The organism is Arthrobacter sp. UYCu511 (genome assembly GCF_040547105.1).
Lineage (GTDB): Bacteria > Actinomycetota > Actinomycetes > Actinomycetales > Micrococcaceae > Specibacter > Specibacter psychrochitiniphilus.
Genome location: NZ_JBEPPB010000008.1, coordinates 122,701 through 144,188, shown reverse-complemented (window position 1 = coordinate 144,188; position 21,488 = coordinate 122,701). Strand labels below are relative to the sequence as shown.

17 protein-coding genes are annotated in these 21,488 nt (G+C 61.5%); 4 read left to right on the top strand and 13 right to left on the bottom strand.

The features are described from left to right. Positions 1-42: 42 nt before the first annotated feature. The 4 genes from ABIB48_RS12405 to ABIB48_RS12390 are packed head-to-tail and all read left to right on the top strand — an operon-like array spanning position 43 to position 5,507. Positions 43-876 (top strand): aldo/keto reductase, encoded by an 834-nt coding sequence (locus ABIB48_RS12405; protein ID WP_354213136.1) that lies wholly within the window; start codon positions 43-45, stop codon positions 874-876. 1 nt (position 877) lies between these two features. Then, positions 878-1,894: an alpha/beta fold hydrolase gene (locus ABIB48_RS12400; protein ID WP_354213135.1), complete on the top strand. Its 1,017-nt coding sequence runs from the start codon at positions 878-880 to the stop codon at positions 1,892-1,894. A 53-nt stretch (positions 1,895-1,947) separates the two neighbouring features. Continuing rightward, a complete protein-coding gene (locus tag ABIB48_RS12395) occupies positions 1,948-3,006 on the top strand; it encodes a glycosyltransferase family 4 protein (RefSeq protein WP_354213149.1) in 1,059 nt (352 codons plus the stop codon). Continuing rightward, positions 3,003-5,507 carry a hypothetical protein gene (locus ABIB48_RS12390; protein ID WP_354213134.1) on the top strand — a complete coding sequence of 835 codons (2,505 nt, stop codon included), beginning with the start codon at positions 3,003-3,005 and terminating at the stop codon, positions 5,505-5,507. The genes ABIB48_RS12395 and ABIB48_RS12390 overlap by 4 nt, the downstream gene beginning before the upstream one ends. Positions 5,508-6,086: 579 nt before the next feature. Here the strand turns inward: ABIB48_RS12390 and ABIB48_RS12385 are convergent. The 13 genes from ABIB48_RS12385 to pyrR all read right to left on the bottom strand — a co-directional run bounded on the left by ABIB48_RS12385 (position 6,087) and on the right by pyrR (position 21,341). Continuing rightward, complete coding sequence (locus tag ABIB48_RS12385; RefSeq protein ID WP_110106426.1) at positions 6,087-8,258, bottom strand: primosomal protein N'; 2,172 nt, start codon at positions 8,256-8,258, stop codon at positions 6,087-6,089. Positions 8,259-8,394: 136 nt separating this feature from the next. Continuing rightward, positions 8,395-9,597, bottom strand: a complete 1,203-nt coding sequence (gene metK, locus ABIB48_RS12380; protein ID WP_354213133.1) for a methionine adenosyltransferase — start codon at positions 9,595-9,597, stop codon at positions 8,395-8,397. 80 nt (positions 9,598-9,677) lie between these two features. Continuing rightward, positions 9,678-11,042, bottom strand: a complete 1,365-nt coding sequence (locus ABIB48_RS12375) for a bifunctional phosphopantothenoylcysteine decarboxylase/phosphopantothenate synthase (protein WP_354213148.1) — start codon at positions 11,040-11,042, stop codon at positions 9,678-9,680. A 26-nt stretch (positions 11,043-11,068) separates the two neighbouring features. Further along, positions 11,069-11,326 carry a DNA-directed RNA polymerase subunit omega gene (rpoZ, locus tag ABIB48_RS12370; RefSeq protein ID WP_038462701.1) on the bottom strand — a complete coding sequence of 86 codons (258 nt, stop codon included), beginning with the start codon at positions 11,324-11,326 and terminating at the stop codon, positions 11,069-11,071. Positions 11,327-11,394: 68 nt separating this feature from the next. Next, positions 11,395-12,009 carry a guanylate kinase gene (gene gmk, locus ABIB48_RS12365; RefSeq protein ID WP_110106424.1) on the bottom strand — a complete coding sequence of 205 codons (615 nt, stop codon included), beginning with the start codon at positions 12,007-12,009 and terminating at the stop codon, positions 11,395-11,397. Next, positions 12,006-12,326 carry an integration host factor, actinobacterial type gene (gene mihF / locus ABIB48_RS12360; protein WP_110106423.1) on the bottom strand — a complete coding sequence of 107 codons (321 nt, stop codon included), beginning with the start codon at positions 12,324-12,326 and terminating at the stop codon, positions 12,006-12,008. The genes gmk and mihF overlap by 4 nt, the downstream gene beginning before the upstream one ends. Before the next feature lie 121 nt (positions 12,327-12,447). Continuing rightward, positions 12,448-13,362 carry an orotidine-5'-phosphate decarboxylase gene (gene pyrF / locus ABIB48_RS12355; RefSeq protein WP_110106422.1) on the bottom strand — a complete coding sequence of 305 codons (915 nt, stop codon included), beginning with the start codon at positions 13,360-13,362 and terminating at the stop codon, positions 12,448-12,450. Next, a complete protein-coding gene (carB, locus tag ABIB48_RS12350; protein ID WP_354213132.1) occupies positions 13,352-16,663 on the bottom strand; it encodes a carbamoyl-phosphate synthase large subunit in 3,312 nt (1,103 codons plus the stop codon). Before carB ends, pyrF begins: the two co-directional genes overlap by 11 nt. Continuing rightward, positions 16,663-17,859: a glutamine-hydrolyzing carbamoyl-phosphate synthase small subunit gene (gene carA, locus ABIB48_RS12345; protein WP_245932195.1), complete on the bottom strand. Its 1,197-nt coding sequence runs from the start codon at positions 17,857-17,859 to the stop codon at positions 16,663-16,665. Before carA ends, carB begins: the two co-directional genes overlap by 1 nt. 17 nt (positions 17,860-17,876) lie before the next feature. Next, positions 17,877-18,401, bottom strand: coding sequence for a PH-like domain-containing protein (locus ABIB48_RS12340; RefSeq protein ID WP_245932194.1), 525 nt, complete (start codon positions 18,399-18,401; stop codon positions 17,877-17,879). Then, positions 18,401-19,726, bottom strand: a complete 1,326-nt coding sequence (locus tag ABIB48_RS12335; RefSeq protein WP_354213130.1) for a dihydroorotase — start codon at positions 19,724-19,726, stop codon at positions 18,401-18,403. The genes ABIB48_RS12340 and ABIB48_RS12335 overlap by 1 nt, the downstream gene beginning before the upstream one ends. Continuing rightward, the gene (locus ABIB48_RS12330; RefSeq protein ID WP_354213129.1) at positions 19,723-20,733 is read right to left on the bottom strand and encodes an aspartate carbamoyltransferase catalytic subunit; all 1,011 of its coding nucleotides are present in this window, start codon (positions 20,731-20,733) and stop codon (positions 19,723-19,725) included. Before ABIB48_RS12330 ends, ABIB48_RS12335 begins: the two co-directional genes overlap by 4 nt. Then, positions 20,730-21,341 (bottom strand): bifunctional pyr operon transcriptional regulator/uracil phosphoribosyltransferase PyrR, encoded by a 612-nt coding sequence (gene pyrR / locus ABIB48_RS12325; protein WP_110106417.1) that lies wholly within the window; start codon positions 21,339-21,341, stop codon positions 20,730-20,732. Before pyrR ends, ABIB48_RS12330 begins: the two co-directional genes overlap by 4 nt. Positions 21,342-21,488: the final 147 nt, after the last annotated feature.

Here is a 21,488-nt window from a genome sequence, read left to right as displayed (position 1 = left end):
CCCAATACCGTGCCGAGGCATGGACTGGGTAAAGTCGTGGATATGCAACGCTCCCCCAAACACACGCTCAACAACGGTGTAGACATTGACCAGCTCGGCTACGGCGTCTATAAGGTTCCGGCCCAGGAGTGCGCGGATTTGGTCTCCACCGCCCTCGATACCGGTTACCGGACTGTAGACACGGCCGCGCTCTACGGCAATGAGGAGGGCGTAGGCCAGGCCATCCGCAATGCCGTGGATGGCGGTACTGCCCGTGCAGAACTGTTCGTGACCTCCAAGGTGTGGAATACAGAGCACGGCTACGACGCCACACTGGCCGCCTTCGATGCCAGCATGGAGCGGCTTGGCCTTGACGTGCTGGACATGTTCTTGATCCACTGGCCATGCCCCGAACGGGAACTCTTCATCCCTACCTACAAGGCGCTGGAAACCCTGTATGGCGAGGGGCGTGTGCGTGCCATTGGCGTGAGCAACTTCGAGCCGGAACATCTGGAGCAGCTCTTGGATTCCTGCGAGGTGGTCCCCGCCGTCAACCAGATTGAACTCCATCCCTGGCTGACCCAGACACGCCTGCGAGCGCTTCATGCCGAGCTGGGTATTGCCACCCAGGCGTGGAGTCCGCTGGCCCGGGGCACCATTCTTTCCGATCCGGCGCTGGTGGAACTTGCGGGAACGCACGGGCGCACTGTGGCCCAAATTGTGTTGCGGTGGCATGTCCAGTCCGGTCATTTGGTGATCCCCAAGGCCAGTTCCGGCGTACGCATGGCTCAGAATCTTCACGTTTTTGACTTTGCTTTGTCCCCGGAGCAGATGAGCATCATTGACGGATTGGATAGGGAGCGCCGTTCCGGTTCCAATCCAAAGGACGTGAACTGAGATGTCCGCCAAGATCAGTACGACGGCGCCAGCCGCACCTCTTGTAGTTGACCTGGCCGGGCGGGAAAGGACACACGTGGTGGAGATCGCCGGCACCTCCGTACATTATTGGGAGTACGCGGCGGTTGGCTCCCCTGCGATTGCCGCCGACGTTGCGGCTGTCCCGGCCGCTACGACCGATGCTGTGGCTGCGCCTGCCCCTGTCCCTGCCTCTGCCGCTTCTCCTGTCCGGACCATTGTGATGGTCCATGGCTTCCGAGGCGACCATCATGGGCTGGAGCGTGTGGTGGAGCTATTGCCCCACGCCAGGATCATCATGGCTGATCTGCCCGGCTTTGGACGCTCACCGGCGTTCGTCTCCGGTGGCGGCCATGACATCCCCGGCTACAGTGCATTCCTGGGCGGCTTCCTTGATCAACTGGAGCTGGGGCCCGAGACCGTGTTGTTAGGCCATTCTTTCGGATCCATTGTGGTGAGCCACTTTGTGGCGGCCAACCCGGGCCGGGTGTACCCCCTGATTTTGGTCAACCCTATTGCCGCCCCCGCCTTGGAGGGCCCCAAAGGAATCATGACCAAACTGGCGGTGTTCTATTACTGGGCCGCGGCGAAACTCCCCGATGCCCTGGGCAACGCCCTGCTGCGCAGCAAAGTCATTGTCCATCTCATGAGTGTGACCATGGCCAAGACGCGGGACAAGGAGTTGCTGACTTTCATCCATGGCCAGCACCACGCCTACTTCAGCGGTTTCGCCAACCGGGACATGCTCCTGGAGGCTTTTCAGGCGTCCGCCGGTGGCACGGTCCGTGAGGTGGCCGCGTTACTGACGCTGCCTACCCTCCTGATTGCCGGGGAACTCGATGAAATTGCCCCACTGCCCCATCAGCACAAACTCCTAGAACGCCTCCCCGATGGCGAGCTGGTGGTCATTGCTGGGGTGGGGCATTTGATCCACTACGAAACACCCGAACCGGCAGCAGCCGCCATCACCGATTTCCTTGAAAGGCATCCAGCCCCTTGAGCACCACGAATGCGGCCATCACCCCGGCCCCCGCCAGCAAGCCAAGAATCGTCATGGATGCGCGTTTTACCCGGATGGATCACCATGATGGGATCAGCCGTTACGGCGCATCCCTCATGGCCGCCGTGGCCCCCTTTGCCGACGTCACCATGCTCATTCACGACGAGCGTCAGCTGGCATTGCTGCCGGATCTGCCGTGGGTGAAAATCAGCTCACCCCTCTCCCCGAGAGAACTCTTTGTGGCCCGCCAGGTGAACAAGCTGGGGGCGGATCTGGTGTTCTGCCCCATGCAGACCATGGGCAGCTGGGGGCGAAAGTATCCGCTGGTACTGACCTTGCACGATCTGATTTATTACGAGCACCCGGCCCCTCCCGGCTTCCTTCCCGCCCCGGTGCGGGTGCTGTGGCGGCTGTACCACAAGGCTTATTGGCCGCAGCGGATGCTCTTGAACCGGGCCAACGTGGTGGCCACCATCAGTGAGACCACGCTGGCCCTGATGCGCAAACACCAGCTCACCAAGCGGCCCATCCGGATCATTGGCAACGCACCCCAGGGTGAGAGGACCCCGCGGGACCCTGCTGTGGTTCCGGAGAAGTCGCTGGCTTACATGGGTTCCTTCATGCCATACAAGAACGTAGAAACGCTCATTCGCGGCATGGCCGAGCTGCCAGATTTCACTTTGAACCTGCTGAGCCGGATCACCCCTGAACGCCGGGCCGAACTTGTGAAGCTGATCCCTGCCCGGGCTACCGTGGTATTCCACAATGGCGTGAGTGACGCCGAGTATGACGAGTTGCTGCTGCGTACTACCGCGCTGGTCACACTGAGCAAGGCGGAGGGTTACGGGCTGCCGCTCGTGGAGGCCATGGCGTTGGGGACTCCCGTGATTGTTGCGGACACCCCTATTTTTCGGGAGGTGGGCGGGGAGGCTGCACGGTATGTGCCAGCCGATTCACCAACGGAGTTTGCCCAGGCCGTCCGCGCACTGGACGCCCCGGGTATCTGGGCGGCATGTTCGACGGCGTCCGTGGCCCAGGCGGGCACCTTCAGCTGGGATGCCTCCGCACGGGAGCTGATAGCCATTGCGCAGGAGCTACGCGCCACCTCATGAGTACGCGATTAATCCAGGCTCGGGCCAAGCCCCGATTCTGTTTCCCCTGGCTTGCCCTTTTACTGGGGCTGACCACGGGCAGCTTCGCCTTTCTGGGAATCCAAATCGTCACAGCCACCCCCGGTGAGCATCTTGAGATTGTGGTGGAGGGTGCCCATCCGTTCAATATTTCCCAAGAAAGCGTCACTAAGGTTCTGGGCGGCCCGGTTGCCACGTGGCGCCCCATCCGTATTCTGGTTACAGACCGGCTGCTCAGCTCCGATGAGAAAACAGGCCGGAGCGATCCGGGTGCCGATGTCATTCTGAGTACGGCCATTGACAGCGATACCACCACCTTTTCAGGTGAACAGGGCTTCCTGGGCGCCGGCGTTTATCAGCCTGAAGGAGAACACGGCCAGCGGCTAAGCCACGCCCGTGACATCACCCAGACGTATTTGGACAACGTTGGGCTTGGCCATGGCCCCCAATCCGTAGCGGCGGCAGCGCTTCGATCTGCAGACTTGCTCGATGAGGGCCCCTTGCTCCCGCCTCTGTTCTGGTGGGCGGGGACTGTCATTGGGCTAGGGCTGACGGTTGTGACTCTCACTCACTCGTTATCCCGCCGACGCCGCCATGAACGGCTATATCAGCGGCTTTCCGGCGCCCAACGCAAATTGGCTGGCGTGGTTCTTGAACTCGAAGGACTCGAGGTGACCTACGCCAGCACGCCGGAGAAACTGCGGACAGCAGGGTACACGTCAACTTGGACGAGTATCCGCAATGCTTCGCTGGCCCTGGCCCGCTCGGAAGACGCCGTCATGGAGGCCGTTTACACCGCCAGTACCGCACTAAAACCAGAAGCGGCGAAACTGGTGGAAATTTTTGAAAGCAAAGCTGCGGAGATAACCGCACAGGCGGATGCTCTCATGGGGGCCGGGTCAGTACTGGGTGAGCTTGCTGGCGGCCAAGGTGTGCTGGACCGTTTAGCCGCGCCTGTGTCCTTTGCCGGCCGTGAACTGCTGGCACGTCTTGATGCTCGGCCTCCCGGGACAGTAACAACACGGCGGGTACAAAATTTTAGGAAGGCACTCAATGCGTTGCTTGCCGTGGCGGCAGGTGGCCACGGCAGCGCTTCGACGCTCACCGCGTGGACCAGAGCGGAGGCCGATCTTCAACGCACAGCGCAGGCCATCAACCGTTCCTTACGCCACCGCCATATGCTTCCCGGTGGACGAGGACACCATGAGAACCTCTCGGCGCTTCGCGTGGGCATGGGACTCTCTGGATCAGAAGTGCTGCTCACTACACTCGATCAGGCTAACGCGGCCGCCCACTCACGCTTTGGTCCTCTGCCGGGAACAGATGAAGACCCCTTGGCGCTGCCCGATTTTAGCTGGTGGACGCTGCTGCCTGGTCCGGGCAGCAAACTATGGTTGGTGCTGGCAGGCATTGCACTGACGATTCTCTCGGTCACCGTCAGTAGTGTGGTGGTAGCCCAAAGACCCCATGCTCCCAGCGAGGAGGCTTCTGGGAGCAAGCCACTGCGCTCGCTCCACTTCGACGGGGATCTGGGCGGCATTGATCAGGGTGAGATTCGCCGCTATCTTCCGAACCACTTCACTGAGGATGTTGATGTCACCGTAGTAGTGCGCAGCGCCGAAGACTACTTGAACTGGCCAACCGGTCCGTACGTTCGTGACACACTGACCAGCGAATTCTATGAACCGCAAGTCCTCGTTGATGCGTTGTGGAGGCTCAAGAGTGAGTTCCCGGGGCTTCTTGATCCGGCAACTGCTGAGCTCCGCAGTGACCATACAATCATTCCCGTGTGGCGTGTGAACTCGGAATACGTAACGATCCCCGCCATCATCTCTGGCGCGGTAAACCTAGGCGGACGTTCCCACCTTGGCACCTTCGACTGGGAATACGGCAGCTACTTTGTTTCCGACCATGCGGAAAACCAAGTGATCTCCGCCGTCAAAGAGCTGTCCCTAGGGCTGGAAAGCAACAACTATAGTGAACCTGAAATCAATGGCTTCTGGCTCTTCGTGCTGCTGACTCTAAGCCTTGGACTATCCAGCATTACCCTGCTCCTCGTGATCCGCTACGGCGGCAGCGTTTCGATGAGGCTGGGACTCTTCGGACGCAACGCCCGGACGTTGCGCCGCCTACGTGATGAACTCGACGCCTTGGCCCTAGGCCTGGACGACTCCCGACTCAACGCGGTTGCCGGCCTTGGCGCCTCTCCAACAGACTCCAAGACTCCTGGAACGGTCGCTGAATCCGACCAGCGCATCTACGAGCGCACCTTGGCCATGGCCTGGCGCATTTCCGAGGATCTCGCTTCCCGGCCGCTCTCAGGACGTCTGGACGCTGGCTACGTGGCAGAAATCGATCACCTTGAAACTATTGTGACTGCTTTGGGACTGCGTGAGAACGATGTTAAACGCCGTACCCAGCAACTGCTCGATGCAACCTTTGGCAGGAGCAAGTTCCCGAAAAATTCAGGGCATACGGGCTAAGGCCGAGAGCCTGGAGGGCTGTATCCGCGCCGACCTGAGGGTGGGCCGCCTCGGAGCACTTGTTGTTGTAGCTTTTCTAGAACCGAAGGTTCGGCGGCGATCTCTACGGTGCTATCCGGCAGGGATAGCGTCAGCACCATCAACCCCGCAGGCACATGCCCCGACTTGCCACCAGAGACACGCTGTGGAGGGCCGGAAACACTCAGTACATCCAATATTTTCTGCTGCCCCAAGGGGACTTCCGAGCCGGACATGACCTCTTGGAAGAGGATTTGGTGCGGCTGACATGCGGCAGTGCCACCAGCCCAGGAGATTAAACAAGGTTGAGAAGATCCCTATTGACCACCCATTTCCACTGGTTCTGTAGATCAGAAGTGATCCCACAGCCATCAGTGCGATCAGCAGCGCAATGACTGCCCTCGCGTGCTGCCAGAGCCATTCCCTCATGTTTTGACCGAACTTTCTCGGGAGGATAGTCAATTCTGCGGCCCAATTCTGGCATCGGCAGCTCCCAGAACCGCGCCAACAGTGGGCCCAGATGGAGCTCAGTTTAGCCTTGTTCGCCTGCGCACGGGTGGGCTACAAGACGTCCAAACCGTCGCAGCGAACCTGCACAGGAGAGCCAACCCGCCGGGCAGCATTGGCGGCTTTCAGTGAACGCATGGCAGCGGTGACGCTGCCAGCCATGCTGTAGGGAAACAACAGAATAGTCCTGTAGTCCGGGGCCTGGTCAGCGGCAGTTCCTGCTGCACCGGCGGCGCCGCCAGCAGCACCGCCAGCCCCTGGGGCACCGAACGCAAGAGGAGCCGGGCCAATGGTGCGGACAGCCTGTGGCAAATCCAGGGCAGCCACGAACGCCGCAACATCGGCCTCGCTTCCCGTCAGGGACGCCAGGCGCATGGCCGGCGGCAGACCCAACTCGTGCCGCAGCGCAAACTCCCGCTCGGCATGGCCGGCCGGATCCCACCTAACTAGAGCCGCCACTTCAACAGACTCCTCAGCAGTGACGACAACAACGCCGCCTTCCTGCGCGGGCCGGACCAGTGCCGCAGCGTTCAGCCACCGCCGCAGAGTCTCCTCGCCGGCACGCAGCGATTCACGCCGGAGCATGGAATCGCCGTCGAGCAGCAGAGCCGCCGAATAGCCGTGCGGAGCAACAGGCTCAGCCCCAATAGTTGCCACAACGATGGCGGCCCGGTCCGGCACCGTTGTCTTGATGTTCTCTCCTGAGGAGGAAATGACAGGGACCGACGGGAAGGCCCGCCCCAGCTCCTCCGCGGTCCGCAAAGCACCCACGGAAATAGCACGCAACAAATTGAACCCACAGGTGGGACAGCTAAAGGCAGTCTCGGCCGTACCGCACCATTTGCAGGTGACCATGGTTAGGGTGGATCCTGGCGCCCTGGACTGCATCAGCGGCCCCGTGCAGTGCCTGCACCGTGCAACCTCCCGGCACCGCTGGCAGGCCAGCCCCGGCGCGTAGCCGGTGCGGGCAACTTGAACAAGGACAGGCCCAAATTTCAGGGCATCCTTCGCCGCTGCCCAAGCCCTGTGCGGCAGCCTGGCCAACGCTGCGGCCGGGTCCCGTTCCTGTTCAAAAGAATCGGAAGTGCTGATGACCCTGGCAGTGGCCTTTCGCACGGCCGGGCGGGATGCAACGATCTCCTGTGCCCAACCGGTGGCTACGAGGCGCTGGGATTCGCTGCTACGGCTGTGCCCTGCCATGAGGACAGCCGTGTCCTCTACCTCGGAGCGCAACAGCAGGACGTCACGGCTGTGCTGATAGGGCGCGCGGCGTTCAATATGGAGTTCATCGCCGTCATCCCAGCACACAACCAGCCCAAGGTTGGTGACGGGGGCATAGGCGGCTGAACGGGTACCAATCACAATCCGCACATCCCCGGCAAGGACACGAAGAAAGTTGGCATAGCGCAGGTTAGGGCCGTCATCCGCGGTGAGCTTCACAAAGCTGCCCTCCGCTAGGACCTCGGCAAAAGCCTGCTCCAACAGCTCCAAGTCCCGCAGATCTGGAACAACCACGATGGCGCCACGACCTGACTGCGCACAGTAGGCAACAATCTGGGCCAACTGGCGCTGCCAGGAATGCGGCCCAAAACCGGCGAGGGAACCCAGCACGGCCTTGGGGCTCTCCCCCATTGCCAGCCGGGTCAAGAATTCTTCGGCGTTCTGGTAATCGGCAAAAAGGGGATACCCAGGCTTGGCGGGCGGCCCTGCTGCTGCAGGAGCTTCTCCTGCAGCTTCCGCTTCCACCAGCTCCGCAGCCTTTTTCAGATACACCTTTTCAAGGCTTGCCACCCGGGGCGGCACGGCCACACGGAGCACGTCCGCTACGGTTCCGCAGTAACGGGCAGCCACCTTGTGGGCCGCCTGGAGCACGGCGGGGGTCAGGACCTGCACGGGGGAATACACCCGTGTCAGCGGCACCAGCCGTTCGCTTTCAGATTCGGCTGCCCGGGCTACCAGGAAACCGTTGAGGTCCTGACCAGAAAACTTGACCCGCACACGCACACCCGGCTGTGCCTGGGCGTCGAGTTCAAGCGGCACGGAGTAGTCGAAGACCCTGTCAAGGTGTGGCAGCGGGGAATCAATGACTACGTGGGCAACAGGCAACTCGCGGGCCAGCACCACTCCGCTGTGCGGATCTGCCACACGCTGCTTCGCGACAAAGCCACTGAGAAGGCTCAACTGCACGCCTTCGGCCGGCCCCTCATGGTTCAGCGGTTCATCCATGACGTCCTCCCAGGGTGCGTGGTGCGGTTCGGGCCGCGTAAAACCGGCCCCTAAAACAAGCTAAGCACAGCCCACTGACAAAGTGTCGGCGGGCCGTGCTCGGCTGTGGATAAGCAAACGTGGATAGCTAAAGCCGTTAGGCGTTAAAGTACGCCTTGAGCGCATCCACGCGGTCAAGGTTCTCCCACGTGAAGTCGGGATCGTCACGGCCAAAGTGGCCGTGTGCGGCCGTCTTGGCGTAGATGGGGCGTTTCAAGTCAAGGCTGTCGATGATGGCCATGGGGCGCAGATCGAAGATGGCCGCAATGGCGTCTTCGATGCGGCGTGGATCCACCGTCTCGGTGCCGAACGTCTCCACGTACACGCCCACGGGGCGGGCCACACCAATGGCGTAACCTACCTGGATTTCAGCGCGCGCAGCTAGCCCGGCGGCAACAACGTTCTTGGCAACCCACCGCATGGCGTAGGCAGCTGACCGGTCAACCTTTGACGGGTCCTTGCCGGAGAAGGCGCCGCCACCGTGACGGGCCATGCCACCGTACGTATCCACAATGATCTTCCGGCCCGTCAGGCCGGCATCACCTACGGGTCCGCCCACAACAAACGGGCCCGCAGGGTTCAGGTATGTCTTGACGGAGGAAACATCCAGGCCTGACGCCTCCATCACGGGGGCAATGACAAATTCCGCCAAATCCGCGCGCAACTTCTCCAAGGAAGTGCCTTCGGCATGCTGGCTGGAGATGACAACGGTGTCCACTGATACGGGCTTTTCGCCGTCGTACCCAATGGTCACCTGGGTTTTGCCATCGGGTCGCAGGTATTCAAGCAGCCCGGACTTGCGCACATTGGTCAGGCGCTCCGAGAGGCGGTGCGCCAAGAAAATAGGGGTGGGCATGTAAGAGGCGGTCTCGTTGCTCGCGTAGCCGAACATGAGGCCCTGATCGCCGGCGCCCTGGGTGTCATATTTGTCAACGGCAGTACCCTCGCGGACCTCCAAGGCGTTAAACACGCCATCGGAAATGTCCTGGGACTGCTGGCCAATGGAGACCGAAACGCCACAGCGTGCGCCGTCAAAACCATTGGCTGAAGAGTCATAGCCAATGTCCAGGATGGTGTTGCGTACAATCTGCGGGATTTCCACATAGGCGTTAGTTGTCACCTCGCCGGCCACATGGACCAGACCCGTAGTGGCCATGGTTTCCACGGCAACACGGGAATCCGGGTCTTCGGCCAGCAGCGCGTCAAGAATGGCATCACTGATCTGGTCGCAGATCTTATCGGGATGACCTGCCGTCACGGATTCGGAGGTAAATAGGCGCAGGGGGTTTACTGAAGTCACGTCTCTACTTTACTGGGGATAGCGCGCCACCCATTGCTGCGAGACACGGTTTGTCATCTATAGTATGTGCCGGCGCGCGGCTAATACTTGCTAATTCTTCCTAGTTCTTGCGAGTTCTTGCCTAGCTTCTGTGCAATAAGATGCACGACGACGTCAGCCACCTGGCGCTTGCTGCCCGCCGATTGCACAGGGCTGGAACCGTCCAGGGACAAGATCTCAACGTGGTTGTTATCCTGGCCAAAGACCCGCTCGCTGCCGCTTTCGCCGGGACCAACCTCGTTGACCACCAAAAGATCGCAGCCCTTGCGGCGCAATTTAGCCTGCGCATAAGTGCGTGCATCAGCCTCGTCGTCACCAGTTTCGGCGGCAAACCCAACAATGAGCTGCTGCTGGTTTTGCGCGGAACGGTGGGCCACCAATTCAACCAGAATGTCCGGGTTGCGGACCAAGGTGATGACGGGATCCTCACCATGGTCGCGTTTTTTGATTTTTCCGGTAGAAATAGTGGCCGGACGGAAATCAGCCACGGCAGCGGCCATGATGATCACGTCGGCGGTGGCCGCCGCTGCCAGGGTTGCCGCCCGCAGTTCAAGGGCAGTCTCGATTGGCTGGAGCCGGGCGGTTGCCGGAGGAGCAACGTCCAAGGGCGCGTGGATCAAGGTGACCTGTGCTCCTGCCGCTAGGGCGGCTTCGGCCAAGGCCACTCCCTGCTTACCTGAGGACTTGTTGCCCAAGTAACGCACGGGATCAAGTGGTTCTCGGGTGCCACCAGCGGTGATCAGAACATGGCGGCCCGCCAGCTCACCGGGTTCGGCGCCCGCTTGTTCCCCCGCAGAAGCTGCAGGTTCGGTCCCCAACGCTTCCCCCGCAGAAGCTGCGGATGCAGCGGGTGCCGGGGACGCGGCGTGGCGTTTGGCGGAATGCTCAACCAGACTCAGGGCGGCAGTAAAGATGTCTTCCGGCTCCGGCAGCCGGCCCGGACCCGAGTCGGCGCCCGTCAAGCGGCCAACTGCGGGGTCCAGGACGTGCACGCCACGAGATCGCAACGTAGCCACATTGGCCACCGTTGCCGCATGGGCCCACATTTCTGTGTGCATGGCGGGGGCAAAAAGCACCGGGCCTCGAGCCATGAGCAAGGTGGTGGTGAGCAAGTCATTGGCCTGCCCACTGGCGGCCTTGGCCAAAAGATCGGCGGTGGCCGGAGCCACCACGATCAAATCGGCCTCATGGCCGATCCTCACGTGGTTGACCTGGTCCACGGCGTCAAAGACATTGTTGGTCACGGGCCGCCCGCTCAGGGCCTCCCATGTAGCGGCACCAACAAAATTGGTGGACGCGTCGGTAGGAATGACCGTGACCTGATGCCCCGCCTCCGTGAAGAGGCGCAACAACAGGGCCGCCTTGTAAGCGGCGATACCGCCACCTACCCCCAAAACAATGTTCAGCTTAGACACCGTGGCTCAAACGCGCTTTAGACAGTCTCGACGGGAGTGGAAACCAGCAGGCCCTCGTCGATTTCACGGAAAGCGATGGAGAGGGACTTTTCATTGAGCTTGGTGTCAACCAGCGGGCCAACATATTCGAAAAGGCCCTCGTGCAGCTGAGCGTAGTAGGCGTTGATCTGGCGTGCGCGCTTGGCACCAAAGATGACCAGTCCGTACTTCGAATCCGCAGCTTCAAGCAGCGAATCGATCGAGGGATTGATGATGCCTTCGGGTTGTGTAGTCAATTACTTCTCCAAAAAATCGAAAGGGTGTCTTGCAGTTCCAGCATTGTTGCGTTCCAACAAATGCCGGCTCAAGCAGTGTGATGGGGGGTGAGCCCCATCAGTTCAACAAGCGCGGCTGCAGCCCGGCTTACCTGGTCATTGACAATGACGTAATCAAATTCCGGCGCGGCAGCAAGTTCCAGTTTAGCGGTTTCTAGGCGGCGGTGCTGTTCTTCAAGCGTTTCTGTGCCGCGTCCCACTAAACGGCGCACTAATTCATCCCAACTAGGCGGTGCCAGGAACACGAAATCAGCCTCCGGCATGGCTTTTTTAACTTGGCGCGCACCCTGCAAATCAATCTCCAGCAGCACTGACTTTCCGGCAGCCACGGCCGCCGCCACGGTGCTGCGCAAGGTACCGTACCGGTTTACACCATGGACAGTGGCCCACTCCAGCAAGTCACCCTTTGCCACCAGTGAATCGAATTCCTCTGCTGACTTGAAGAAGTAGTGAATCCCTTCTTCCTCGCCGGGGCGGGCCACACGGGTGGTGGCGGAAACTGAGAGCCACACATCCGGGTAGTTGTCCCGGATGAACGTGGACACGGTGCCCTTGCCAACAGCGGTGGGACCCGCCAAGACAGTGACACCACTGCGTGGCTTGCTCCGGTGGGTGAGTTCGGACGGTACGTTGAACCCGCTCATGACTTCTTTCCCAAGTAGTCAATGAGGGCGCGGCGCTGATGCACGCCCAGCCCACGCACCCTGCGGGTTGGGGCAATCCCCAGCTCGCTCATGATCACAGTTGCACGTACCTTTCCAATGCCCGGGAGGGCTTCCAATAAATCACTGACTCTGAGCCTGTCCAGGGCTGGCTCATCGAGCGCCGCGGAAAGCAAAGCGCCCACACTGAGCTGTCCTGTTTTCAAATCCTGCTTCGCCTGGGACCTGACCGCCCGGGCAGCAACGGCCTTAACCCGCGCGTCTGCGCGTTGTTCCTGCGAGAGGTGCGGCAAATTCACGAAAAAGCTCCCTGATGATGGCTGTCCCCGATGCGGATGGCGAACACGGTATTTATTTCGAACCTATCCGCACCGGGGAAGCAAATCAATCTGCGGCGAGGCATCCCCACCACATTCGGGACTACTTCAGGCTGGCTAGTGTTTCCACCGTAGCAGCCCGCAGGGCGGCAATGTCCGGCCCTGCTGCCAAGATGCCTCTGCTGGAGGTACCCAGAACCGCAGGGTATGCGGGCCCAAACGTAGCCCGCATATCCGCCCCAGTGGCTCCTTGGGCGCCAAGCCCCGGAGCCAGAATAGGGCCGTTGACAGCGGCTAGGTCAATGTCCAGCTCGCGCAGCGCATTGCCTACGGTGGCACCCACCACAAGCCCTACCGAGCCGAGAGCAGCCGCCGCGTAGCGCTGATTCTCTTGCGCGGCCGCCTGCACAATGCGTTTGGCCACGGACTCGCTGCCACCGACATGCTGGACGGACGCGCCCTCCGGGTTGGAGGTCAGTGCCAGGACAAAAACACCCCGGCCGTTGGCTGCTGCCAGATCCAGTGCCGGCCGCAGGGATTCAAAGCCCAGGTAGGGGCTCAGCGTCACCGAATCTGCCGCCAGCGCTGAGCCCTCACGCAGCCAGGCATCGGCATAGCCGGCCATGGTGGAACCAATGTCCCCGCGCTTGGCATCAGCAATAGTGAGCACCTCCGCTTGCGCGGACGCGGCCAGCAACTCCTCAAGGACTGCCAACCCGGCCGAGCCGTGGCGCTCATAGAGCGCCACCTGCGGCTTGATGGCTGCCGCCAGCGCAGCCACGGCCTCCAGCACTGTCTGGGAAAAGGTGCGCAGGCCCTGGACATCATCCGCCAGGCCCCATGCGGCCAGCAGGCCCGGGTGGGGGTCAATCCCCACACACAGGGCACCGCGGGCCTCCATGGCGGCGGCGAGGCGTGCGCCGAACGAGACCCGGCCGCCGTCTGGGCCCTCTGCGGCGGGGGGCCCGCTGCGGGGCCCCCCGGCTCCGAGGGAGCCGCTGGGGATACTACTTGGCATTCTGCGCTGCCTGGCCTGCTGCCAGGACCACTGCGTGCTCCTGCAAGCTGGTGACGTCCCATTCGTAGGAGCGCAATGCTTCCATGGCCTGAACAGCCACGTTGAATTCAGCCACCGTGGTGATGCAGGGGCGGCCGTTGGAAACTGCCGCCGCACGGATCTCGTAACCATCCCCGCGAGCCTGGCCGCCTGAGGGTGTGTTGAAGATCATGTCAATCTCACCGTTGTTGATGAGATCCACAATGCTCTGATCATCCGAACCACCGCTCTCCTGGCTGATCTTGCGAACAGTGGTGGAGGCGATGCCGTTGCGGCGCAGGACATCTGCGGTGCCGCCTGTGGCCACAATCTTGTAGCCCAGGTCAACGAGGCGCTTGACGGCCATGATGATGGAGCGCTTGTCACGGTTGGCCACCGAGACGAACACCGTTCCGTCCACCGGCAGGGCGCCGTTGGCAGCTGCCTGGCTCTTGGCGAAGGCAGTATCAAAGTGCTTGTCAATGCCCATGACTTCACCCGTGGAACGCATTTCCGGCCCCAGCAGGGAGTCAACAACGTGGCCTTCAACAGTGCGGAAACGGTTGAAGGGCAGCACAGCTTCCTTCACAGCAACCGGGGCGTTGTCAGGTAAGTTCCCGCCATCTCCCACCTCGGGCAGGATGTGGTGGACGCTGCGCAGGTGGGCAATGGAGACACCCACACCAATCAAGGCAGCTGCCTTGGCCATCTGCACACCGGTTGCCTTGGAGACAAACGGTACGGTGCGGGAGGCCCGCGGGTTGGCTTCAAGCACGTAGAGGATGTCCGCAGCCAGGGCGAACTGGATGTTGATCAAACCACGCACACCAACGCCTTCGGCGATGGCGCGGGTGGCCGCACGGACCCGCTCCTGGACGTCCTTGCCCAAGGTGATGGGAGGCAGCACGCAGGCGGAGTCACCGGAGTGAATGCCGGCCTCTTCAATGTGTTCCATGATGCCGCCAAGGTACATGTCCTTGCCGTCAAAGAGGGCGTCCACGTCAATCTCAATGGCGTCTTCTAAGAACCTGTCGATTAGGACCGGGTGCGCCTCGGTGATCTCGGTAGCGTTCTTGATGTAGCGGGACAGGTTGGCCTCGTCATAGACAATCTCCATGCCGCGGCCGCCCAGGACGTAGGAGGGACGGACCAGCACGGGGTAGCCAATCTCATCGGCAATCTTCTTGGCATCGTTGAAGGACACGGCCGTGCCATTCTTCGGGGCGATCAAGCCGGCCTCATCCAGGACGCGGGAGAACATGCCGCGGTGCTCGGCCAGATCGATGGCTTCCGGGGAGGTACCCAAGATGGGCACACCGGCGTCGGCCAGTTCCTGTGCCAGCTTCAGGGGCGTCTGCCCGCCCAGCTGAACAAAGACACCCATCACGCCGCCGGTGCGCTCTTCAGCCGCGATGATTTCCAGCACGTCCTCGAGTGTCAACGGCTCAAAGTACAGGCGGGTGGAGACGTCATAGTCAGTGGAGACGGTTTCCGGGTTGCAGTTGACCATGACGGTCTCGTAGCCGGCCTTGCGCAACGCCATGGAGGCGTGCACGCAGGAGTAGTCAAACTCGATGCCCTGGCCAATACGGTTGGGCCCTGAGCCGAGGATGATGACGGAGGGCTTTTCATGGAGCGCAATCTCATCCTCCTCGTCATAGGTGGAGTAATGGTACGGGGTGTACGCGGCGAATTCCGCGGCGCAGGTATCCACCGTCTTGTAGACAGGGCGGATGTTCAATGCTTGGCGGACGCCACGAACCACTGCCTCGGAGTTATTGGTCAAGGCACCGATCTGGGCGTCAGAGAAGCCGTGGCGCTTGGCCAGCTTGAGCATTTCCGGGCTCAAGGCTGTGGACTTGCGGATGGTTACCGAGACTTCATTGAGTAGCACCAGCTGATCAAGGAACCAAGGGTCAATGCCGGTTGCCTCATACATTTGCTCCACCGTGGCACCGCCGAGCAGGGCACGTTGAACCTGGCCAAGACGCTCCGTGGTGGGACGCTTGGACGCTTCCATGAGTTCCGGCACGTCCAGGGCGTTGACGCTGTGGAATTCCAGGCTTGCACCCTTCTGTTCCAATGAGCGTAGCGCCTTCTGCAGGGCTTCGGTGAAGTTGCGGCCCATGGCCATGGCTTCGCCAACGCTCTTCATGGTGGTGGTCAGGGTGGGGTCCGCTGCCGGGAACTTCTCAAACGCGAAGCGGGGTACCTTGACAACCACGTAATCCAGCGCGGGCTCGAAGGAGGCCGGGGTCTTCTGGGTGATGTCGTTGGGGATCTCATCCAGGGTGTAGCCCAAGGACAGCTTGGTAGCGATCTTGGCGATAGCGAAGCCGGTTGCCTTCGAAGCCAGTGCCGAGGAGCGTGAAACGCGCGGGTTCATCTCAATGACCACCACTCGCCCTGTGTCAGGTTCGATCGCGAACTGAATGTTACAGCCACCGGTGTCCACGCCAACCTCGCGGATCACCGCAATGGAGATGTCGCGCAGATTCTGGTATTCGCGGTCCGTCAGGGTCATGGCCGGGGCCACGGTGATGGAGTCACCCGTGTGGACGCCTACCGGGTCAAAGTTTTCAATGGAGCAAACAACAACGACGTTATCGTTCTTGTCGCGCATCATTTCCAGCTCGTATTCCTTCCAGCCAAGGATGGACTCTTCGAGCAGAACCTCGGTGGTGGGGCTGTACTGCAGGCCTTGACCCACAATGCGCTCCAAGTCCTTGGGCGTGTAGGCCAGGCCGGAGCCGAGCCCACCCATGGTGAAGGAGGGGCGGACCACCATGGGGTAGCCAAGGTCCTTGGCCGCCTCGAAGGCTTCATCCAGAGTATGGATGATATGGCTGCGTGCCGATTCGGCACCGCAGCGCTCCACCACACCCTTGAACTTTTCGCGGTCCTCGCCGAGTTCGATAGCGGCGATGTTCGCACCGATCAGCTCCACGTTGTACTTGGCCAGAACACCATTCTTATCCAAGGCGATGGCCGTGTTCAACGCGGTCTGGCCACCGAGGGTGGGCAGGATGGCGTCGGGGCGTTCCTTGGCGATGATCTTCTCCACCACCTCGGGGGTGATGGGTTCAACATAGGTGGCGTCCGCGAACTCGGGATCGGTCATGATGGTGGCCGGGTTGGAGTTGACGAGGATGACCCGCAGGCCCTCTTCCTTCAAAACACGCAGCGCCTGGGTGCCGGAGTAATCAAACTCGGCAGCCTGGCCAATCACGATCGGGCCGGAGCCAATGACCAAAACTGATTTAAGATCTTCCCTCTTTGGCATTACTTATCTTCCTGGCTCTGTGTGCTCTGGCTGGCTGCACTCTGGCTCTGTGCACCCTGGTAATTGGTCATGAGATTGATGAACCTGTCAAACAGGTACGCGGCGTCATGCGGGCCGGCTGCCGCTTCGGGGTGGTACTGCACCGAGAAGGCGGGGATGTCGCGGCAGGAGAGACCTTCAACCACTTGATCGTTGAGGCTGATGTGGCTGACCTCAACGCGGCCAAAACGCTCCTCGGGGGCCTGTGTGGGTCCCTCCAGCGGGGCGTCCACGGCAAAGCCGTGGTTCTGGCTGGTGATTTCCACCTTGCCGGTGCTGCGGTCCATGACGGGCTGGTTCATGCCGCGGTGTCCGTAGCGCAGCTTGTACGTGCCAAAGCCCAGGGCACGGCCTAGGATCTGGTTGCCGAAGCAGATGCCGAAGTAGGGCACCCCGGCGTCCAAGAAAGCGCGCACAAAGGCCACCTGGGCATCAGCGGTGGCGGGGTCCCCTGGGCCGTTGGAGATGAACACACCGTCCGGGTTCAGCGCCATCGCATCCTCAAAGGACGTGCTGGCGGGTAGCACGTGCAGGCGCACACCGCGCTCGGCGAAGCGGGCCGGGGTCATGGCTTTCATGCCAAGGTCCAGGGCCACAATGGTGAATAGGGTTTCCCCGGTCCAGCCGTGATCGGCAGGCTCAACGACGTACGCTTCCTTAGTGCTGACCTCTTCGGCCAGGCGCAGGCCAGCCATGGACGGCTGGGCCTTGACCTCGGCGAGCATCTCGGCCTCGGAGCGTGCTGCAGCTTCACCGGAGAAGATGCCGGCCTTCATGGAACCGCGTTCGCGCAGGTGGCGGGTGATGGCCCGGGTGTCTACACCCTGGATGCCGACAATGCCCTGGGAGATGAGTTCCGCGTCAAGGGTGCCCTCGCTGCGCCAGTTGGAGGGGCGGCGGGCGGCGTCGCGGACAATGTAACCGGCAGCCCAGATCTTGGCTGATTCATTATCTGCCTGATTCACACCGGTGTTGCCAATGTGGGGTGCGGTCTGGACAATCAGCTGGCGGGCGTAGGACGGGTCCGTCAGGGTTTCCTGGTATCCGGTCATGCCAGTGGTGAAGACAGCCTCGCCCAAGGTTGTCCCCTGTGCGCCGTAGCTGCTGCCACGGAAAGTGCGGCCATCTTCCAAGACTAAAAGTGCCTGTACAGGCATGGTTGTTTCCCTCATTCTCAATTGTTCTTTCCGTTGCGCTCTGTATCGCTGTCTTCAGGCAACAGTGCCTGTAATGCGTGAATCAAGGGGCGTTTAGCGCCAGCTTCTGTGGTTCTAAAGCCCGTGTCTACTTGGGTATTCTCCAGCAACCAGCCAATAACAACCAGTCCATCCTTTTCCACAAATTTACCCGCCATGCCGGAGCCGGTGCTGACCTCGGTAAGTTTTTGCGCGGCGATGAAAATCTCTTGTGCCCCTGTGCGCTCCACCAGGATCCCTGACGGGTAAACATGGACCACGGCGGTGGTCCGGATGCCCAAGCCGTGAACGGCCAGCCGGTCAAGCCAGTCCCCGCCCGAGGTGGTGACCACATACATGCCGGGGACACTGATCACTGCCTCACCCAGATCGGTGGGCACCGCGGGAAGCTGAGCAACATCACTTTGCCGCTTGAGCTTGTTCCGCCAGCCCCATCCCATGAGGGCGAACACCACCACAACCAGCAGTAGGGTCAGGATGCCGGGAAGAATCCGTTCATCCACTAGTTGGCTCCATGGCGGTAGGGGGTGTTGAGCATGCCACTTAACACTGTGGGGTGTCCGTTAAAGAAGGTGGCAATGACCTTGCCCGGCAGTTGCAGGCCGGCGAACGGTGAGTTGCGGCCCTTGGTTGCCATGGCGGAGGGATCAACGGTCCAACGCGCTGCGGGGTCCACAAGCACAATGTTGGCCGGCTCCCCCACTTCCAAGGGACAGCCCTGATCGGCCAGCTGGCCAATCTGTGCCGGCGTGGTGGAGGTGACGCGGGCAAAGTCCGCCCAGGTCATCAAGTTCGTTTCGATCATGGTTTCCTGCACCACTGACAGGGCTGTTTCCAATCCCGTCATACCCATGGCTGCGGCGGCCCATTCGCATTCCTTGGCTTCGCTAGGGTGCGGGGCGTGATCGGTGCCAACAATGTCAATGGTGCCATCAGCCAGAGCGGCACGCAGTGCGTGAACGTCGGCGTCGGCGCGCAGCGGCGGGTTGACCTTGTAGACGGGGTTGTAGCTGCGTACCAGTTCTTCGGTCAGCAGCAGGTGGTGCGGGGTGACCTCAGCGGTGACAGAGATACCGCGTTCCTTGGCCCAGCGGATGATCTCCACCGATCCGGCTGTGGACACATGGCACACGTGCAGGCGTGAACCCACATGCTGGGCTAGCAGCACGTCACGGGCAATGATGGATTCTTCGGCTACTGCCGGCCAGCCGGCCAGGCCCAAGTCAGCGGAGACTTCGCCCTCGTTCATCTGGGCGCCTTCGGTGAGGCGGGGTTCTTGCGCATGCTGGGCGATCACGCCGTCGAACGCCTTGACATACTCCAGGGCGCGGCGCATCAGGACGGGGTCACTGACACAGATGCCGTCATCGGAGAAGACCCGGACGCGGGCGCGGGAATCGGCCATGGCCCCCAGCTCGGCGAGCTGTGCACCGGCGAGTCCCACGGTTACTGCACCCACGGGGCGCACATCCACCCAGCCGGATTCACGGCCCAGCGTGTAGACCTGCTCCACCACGCCGGCGGTGTCAGCCACGGGTGAGCTGTTGGCCATGGCGTGCACGGCGGTGAACCCGCCCAGGGCTGCGGCACGGGTGCCGGTTTCCACGGTTTCGGCGTCTTCACGGCCGGGCTCGCGCAGGTGGGTGTGCAGGTCAACCATGCCGGGCAGTGCCACCAGATTGGTGGCGTCAATAACAGTTGCCTGTCCCACAATCTCGGCACTCAGGTCCTGGCCCACCGCGGCGATAACCCCGTCTCGGACCAGGATATCGGCGGTTTCCTTGCCCAATAGGGAGGCTGAACGAATCAAGTAACCAGAAGAAGTCATGAAGGGTCCTTTACTGAGGGCAGAGGTGAGGGGGCGTGGCTCTGACGCATTTCCCCGGATAGCAGGAGGTACAAGGTGGCCATGCGCACCGAGACACCGTTGCGCACCTGGGCCAGCACGGTGGAGCGTGGCGAGTCAGCGGCGGCCGAGGAAATTTCCAGGCCCCGGTTCATGGGCCCGGGGTGCATGATGATGGTGTCCTTGAGGTTCAGGGCATCCAACTTGGCCAGGCGGGAGTCGTCGAACCCCCACCGGCGCGCATACTCCCGGGTGGAGGGGAAGAAGGAGGCGTTCATGCGTTCGGCCTGGACCCGGAGCATCATGACCGCGTCAACACCGTTTTCCAGGGCCGCGTCCAGGTCATAACTGACCTCGCAGGGCCAGTGCTCGATGCCGACCGGCAGAAGGGTGGGTGGCGCCACCAAGGTCACGTGAGCACCCAGGGTACGGAGCAGCCACACGTTGGAGCGGGCCACGCGGGAATGCAGCACGTCGCCAACAATGATCACGCGCATGCCGCTCAGGTCCGCACCCACGGAGGAGGTGCCGGCAAGTTTAGCCCAGTGGGCTCGCATGGTGAAGGCGTCCAGCAGTGCCTGGGTGGGGTGTGCGTGGGTACCGTCACCGGCGTTGATGACGGCGGCATCAATCCAGCCGGAGTTGGCCAGCTGAGCGGGCGCCCCGGAGGCCCAGTGCCTGATGACCACGGCGTCAGCGCTCATGGCTTCCAGGGTTTGGGCGGTGTCCTTGAGGGATTCACCCTTGGAGACGGAGGATCCCTTGGCGCTGAAGTTGATGACGTCTGCGGAGAGGCGCTTGGCTGCGGCTTCAAAGGAGATGCGGGTGCGGGTGGAGTCCTCAAAGAACAAGTTCACCACGGTGCGTCCGCGCAGGGCGGGCAGCTTCTTGATTTCCCGCTCGCCCACGGCACTCATTTCCTGGGCTGTGTCCAGGATCTGGATGGCGTTTTCGAGGCTGAGCTGTTCGGTGGAAAGTAAGTGCCTCATGCGCCAGCCTCGATAACAACCTGGTCATCGGCGGCTGAGCCACCATCAATTTCACTCAAGCGCACACGCACTTTTTCAGTGGAGGATGTGGGCAGGTTTTTGCCAACATGGTCTGCACGGATGGGCAGCTCGCGGTGCCCTCGATCCACCAGGACGGCCAGGCGCACCACGCGGGGGCGGCCCAAATCAACCAGCGCATCCAAGGCTGCACGGATGGTGCGCCCGGAATACAGCACATCGTCAACCAGGACCACTGTTTTACCGTCAATACCGGATACGGGCAGTTCGGTGCGCTGCGGGGCGCGGGTGGGATGCTGGGCGAGATCGTCACGGAACATGGTGACATCGAGCTGGCCAACAATGGCGGCGGGGTCTATGCCTGGATCACTGGCGGCCAGTTTCGCGGCCAGTCGCTGGGCGAGTGGGTAACCGCGGCGCGGAATGCCTAAAAGCAACAGATTGGCGCTGCCCTTGTTGGATTCCAAAATTTCATAGGCGATACGAGTTAGCGCCCGTTCAATATCTCCGGCGCTGAGAACCACACGGGACACAGTGAGCGGTGCCGAGTTTTGCTGAACTGCCTCATACTCTGCAGAGGAATTCGTCATTTTCTCGCGTCCCCTTTCCCCGCCTCACAGGACGGAATTAAAAGGTTGAATGCGTACAACTCAAACTACCACAGGCACCGCCACGCCCACGCGCTGGCCCAGCGCGGCACCTTGGAGCGGGCACGCGGTGGCCCTACGCTTGAGAAC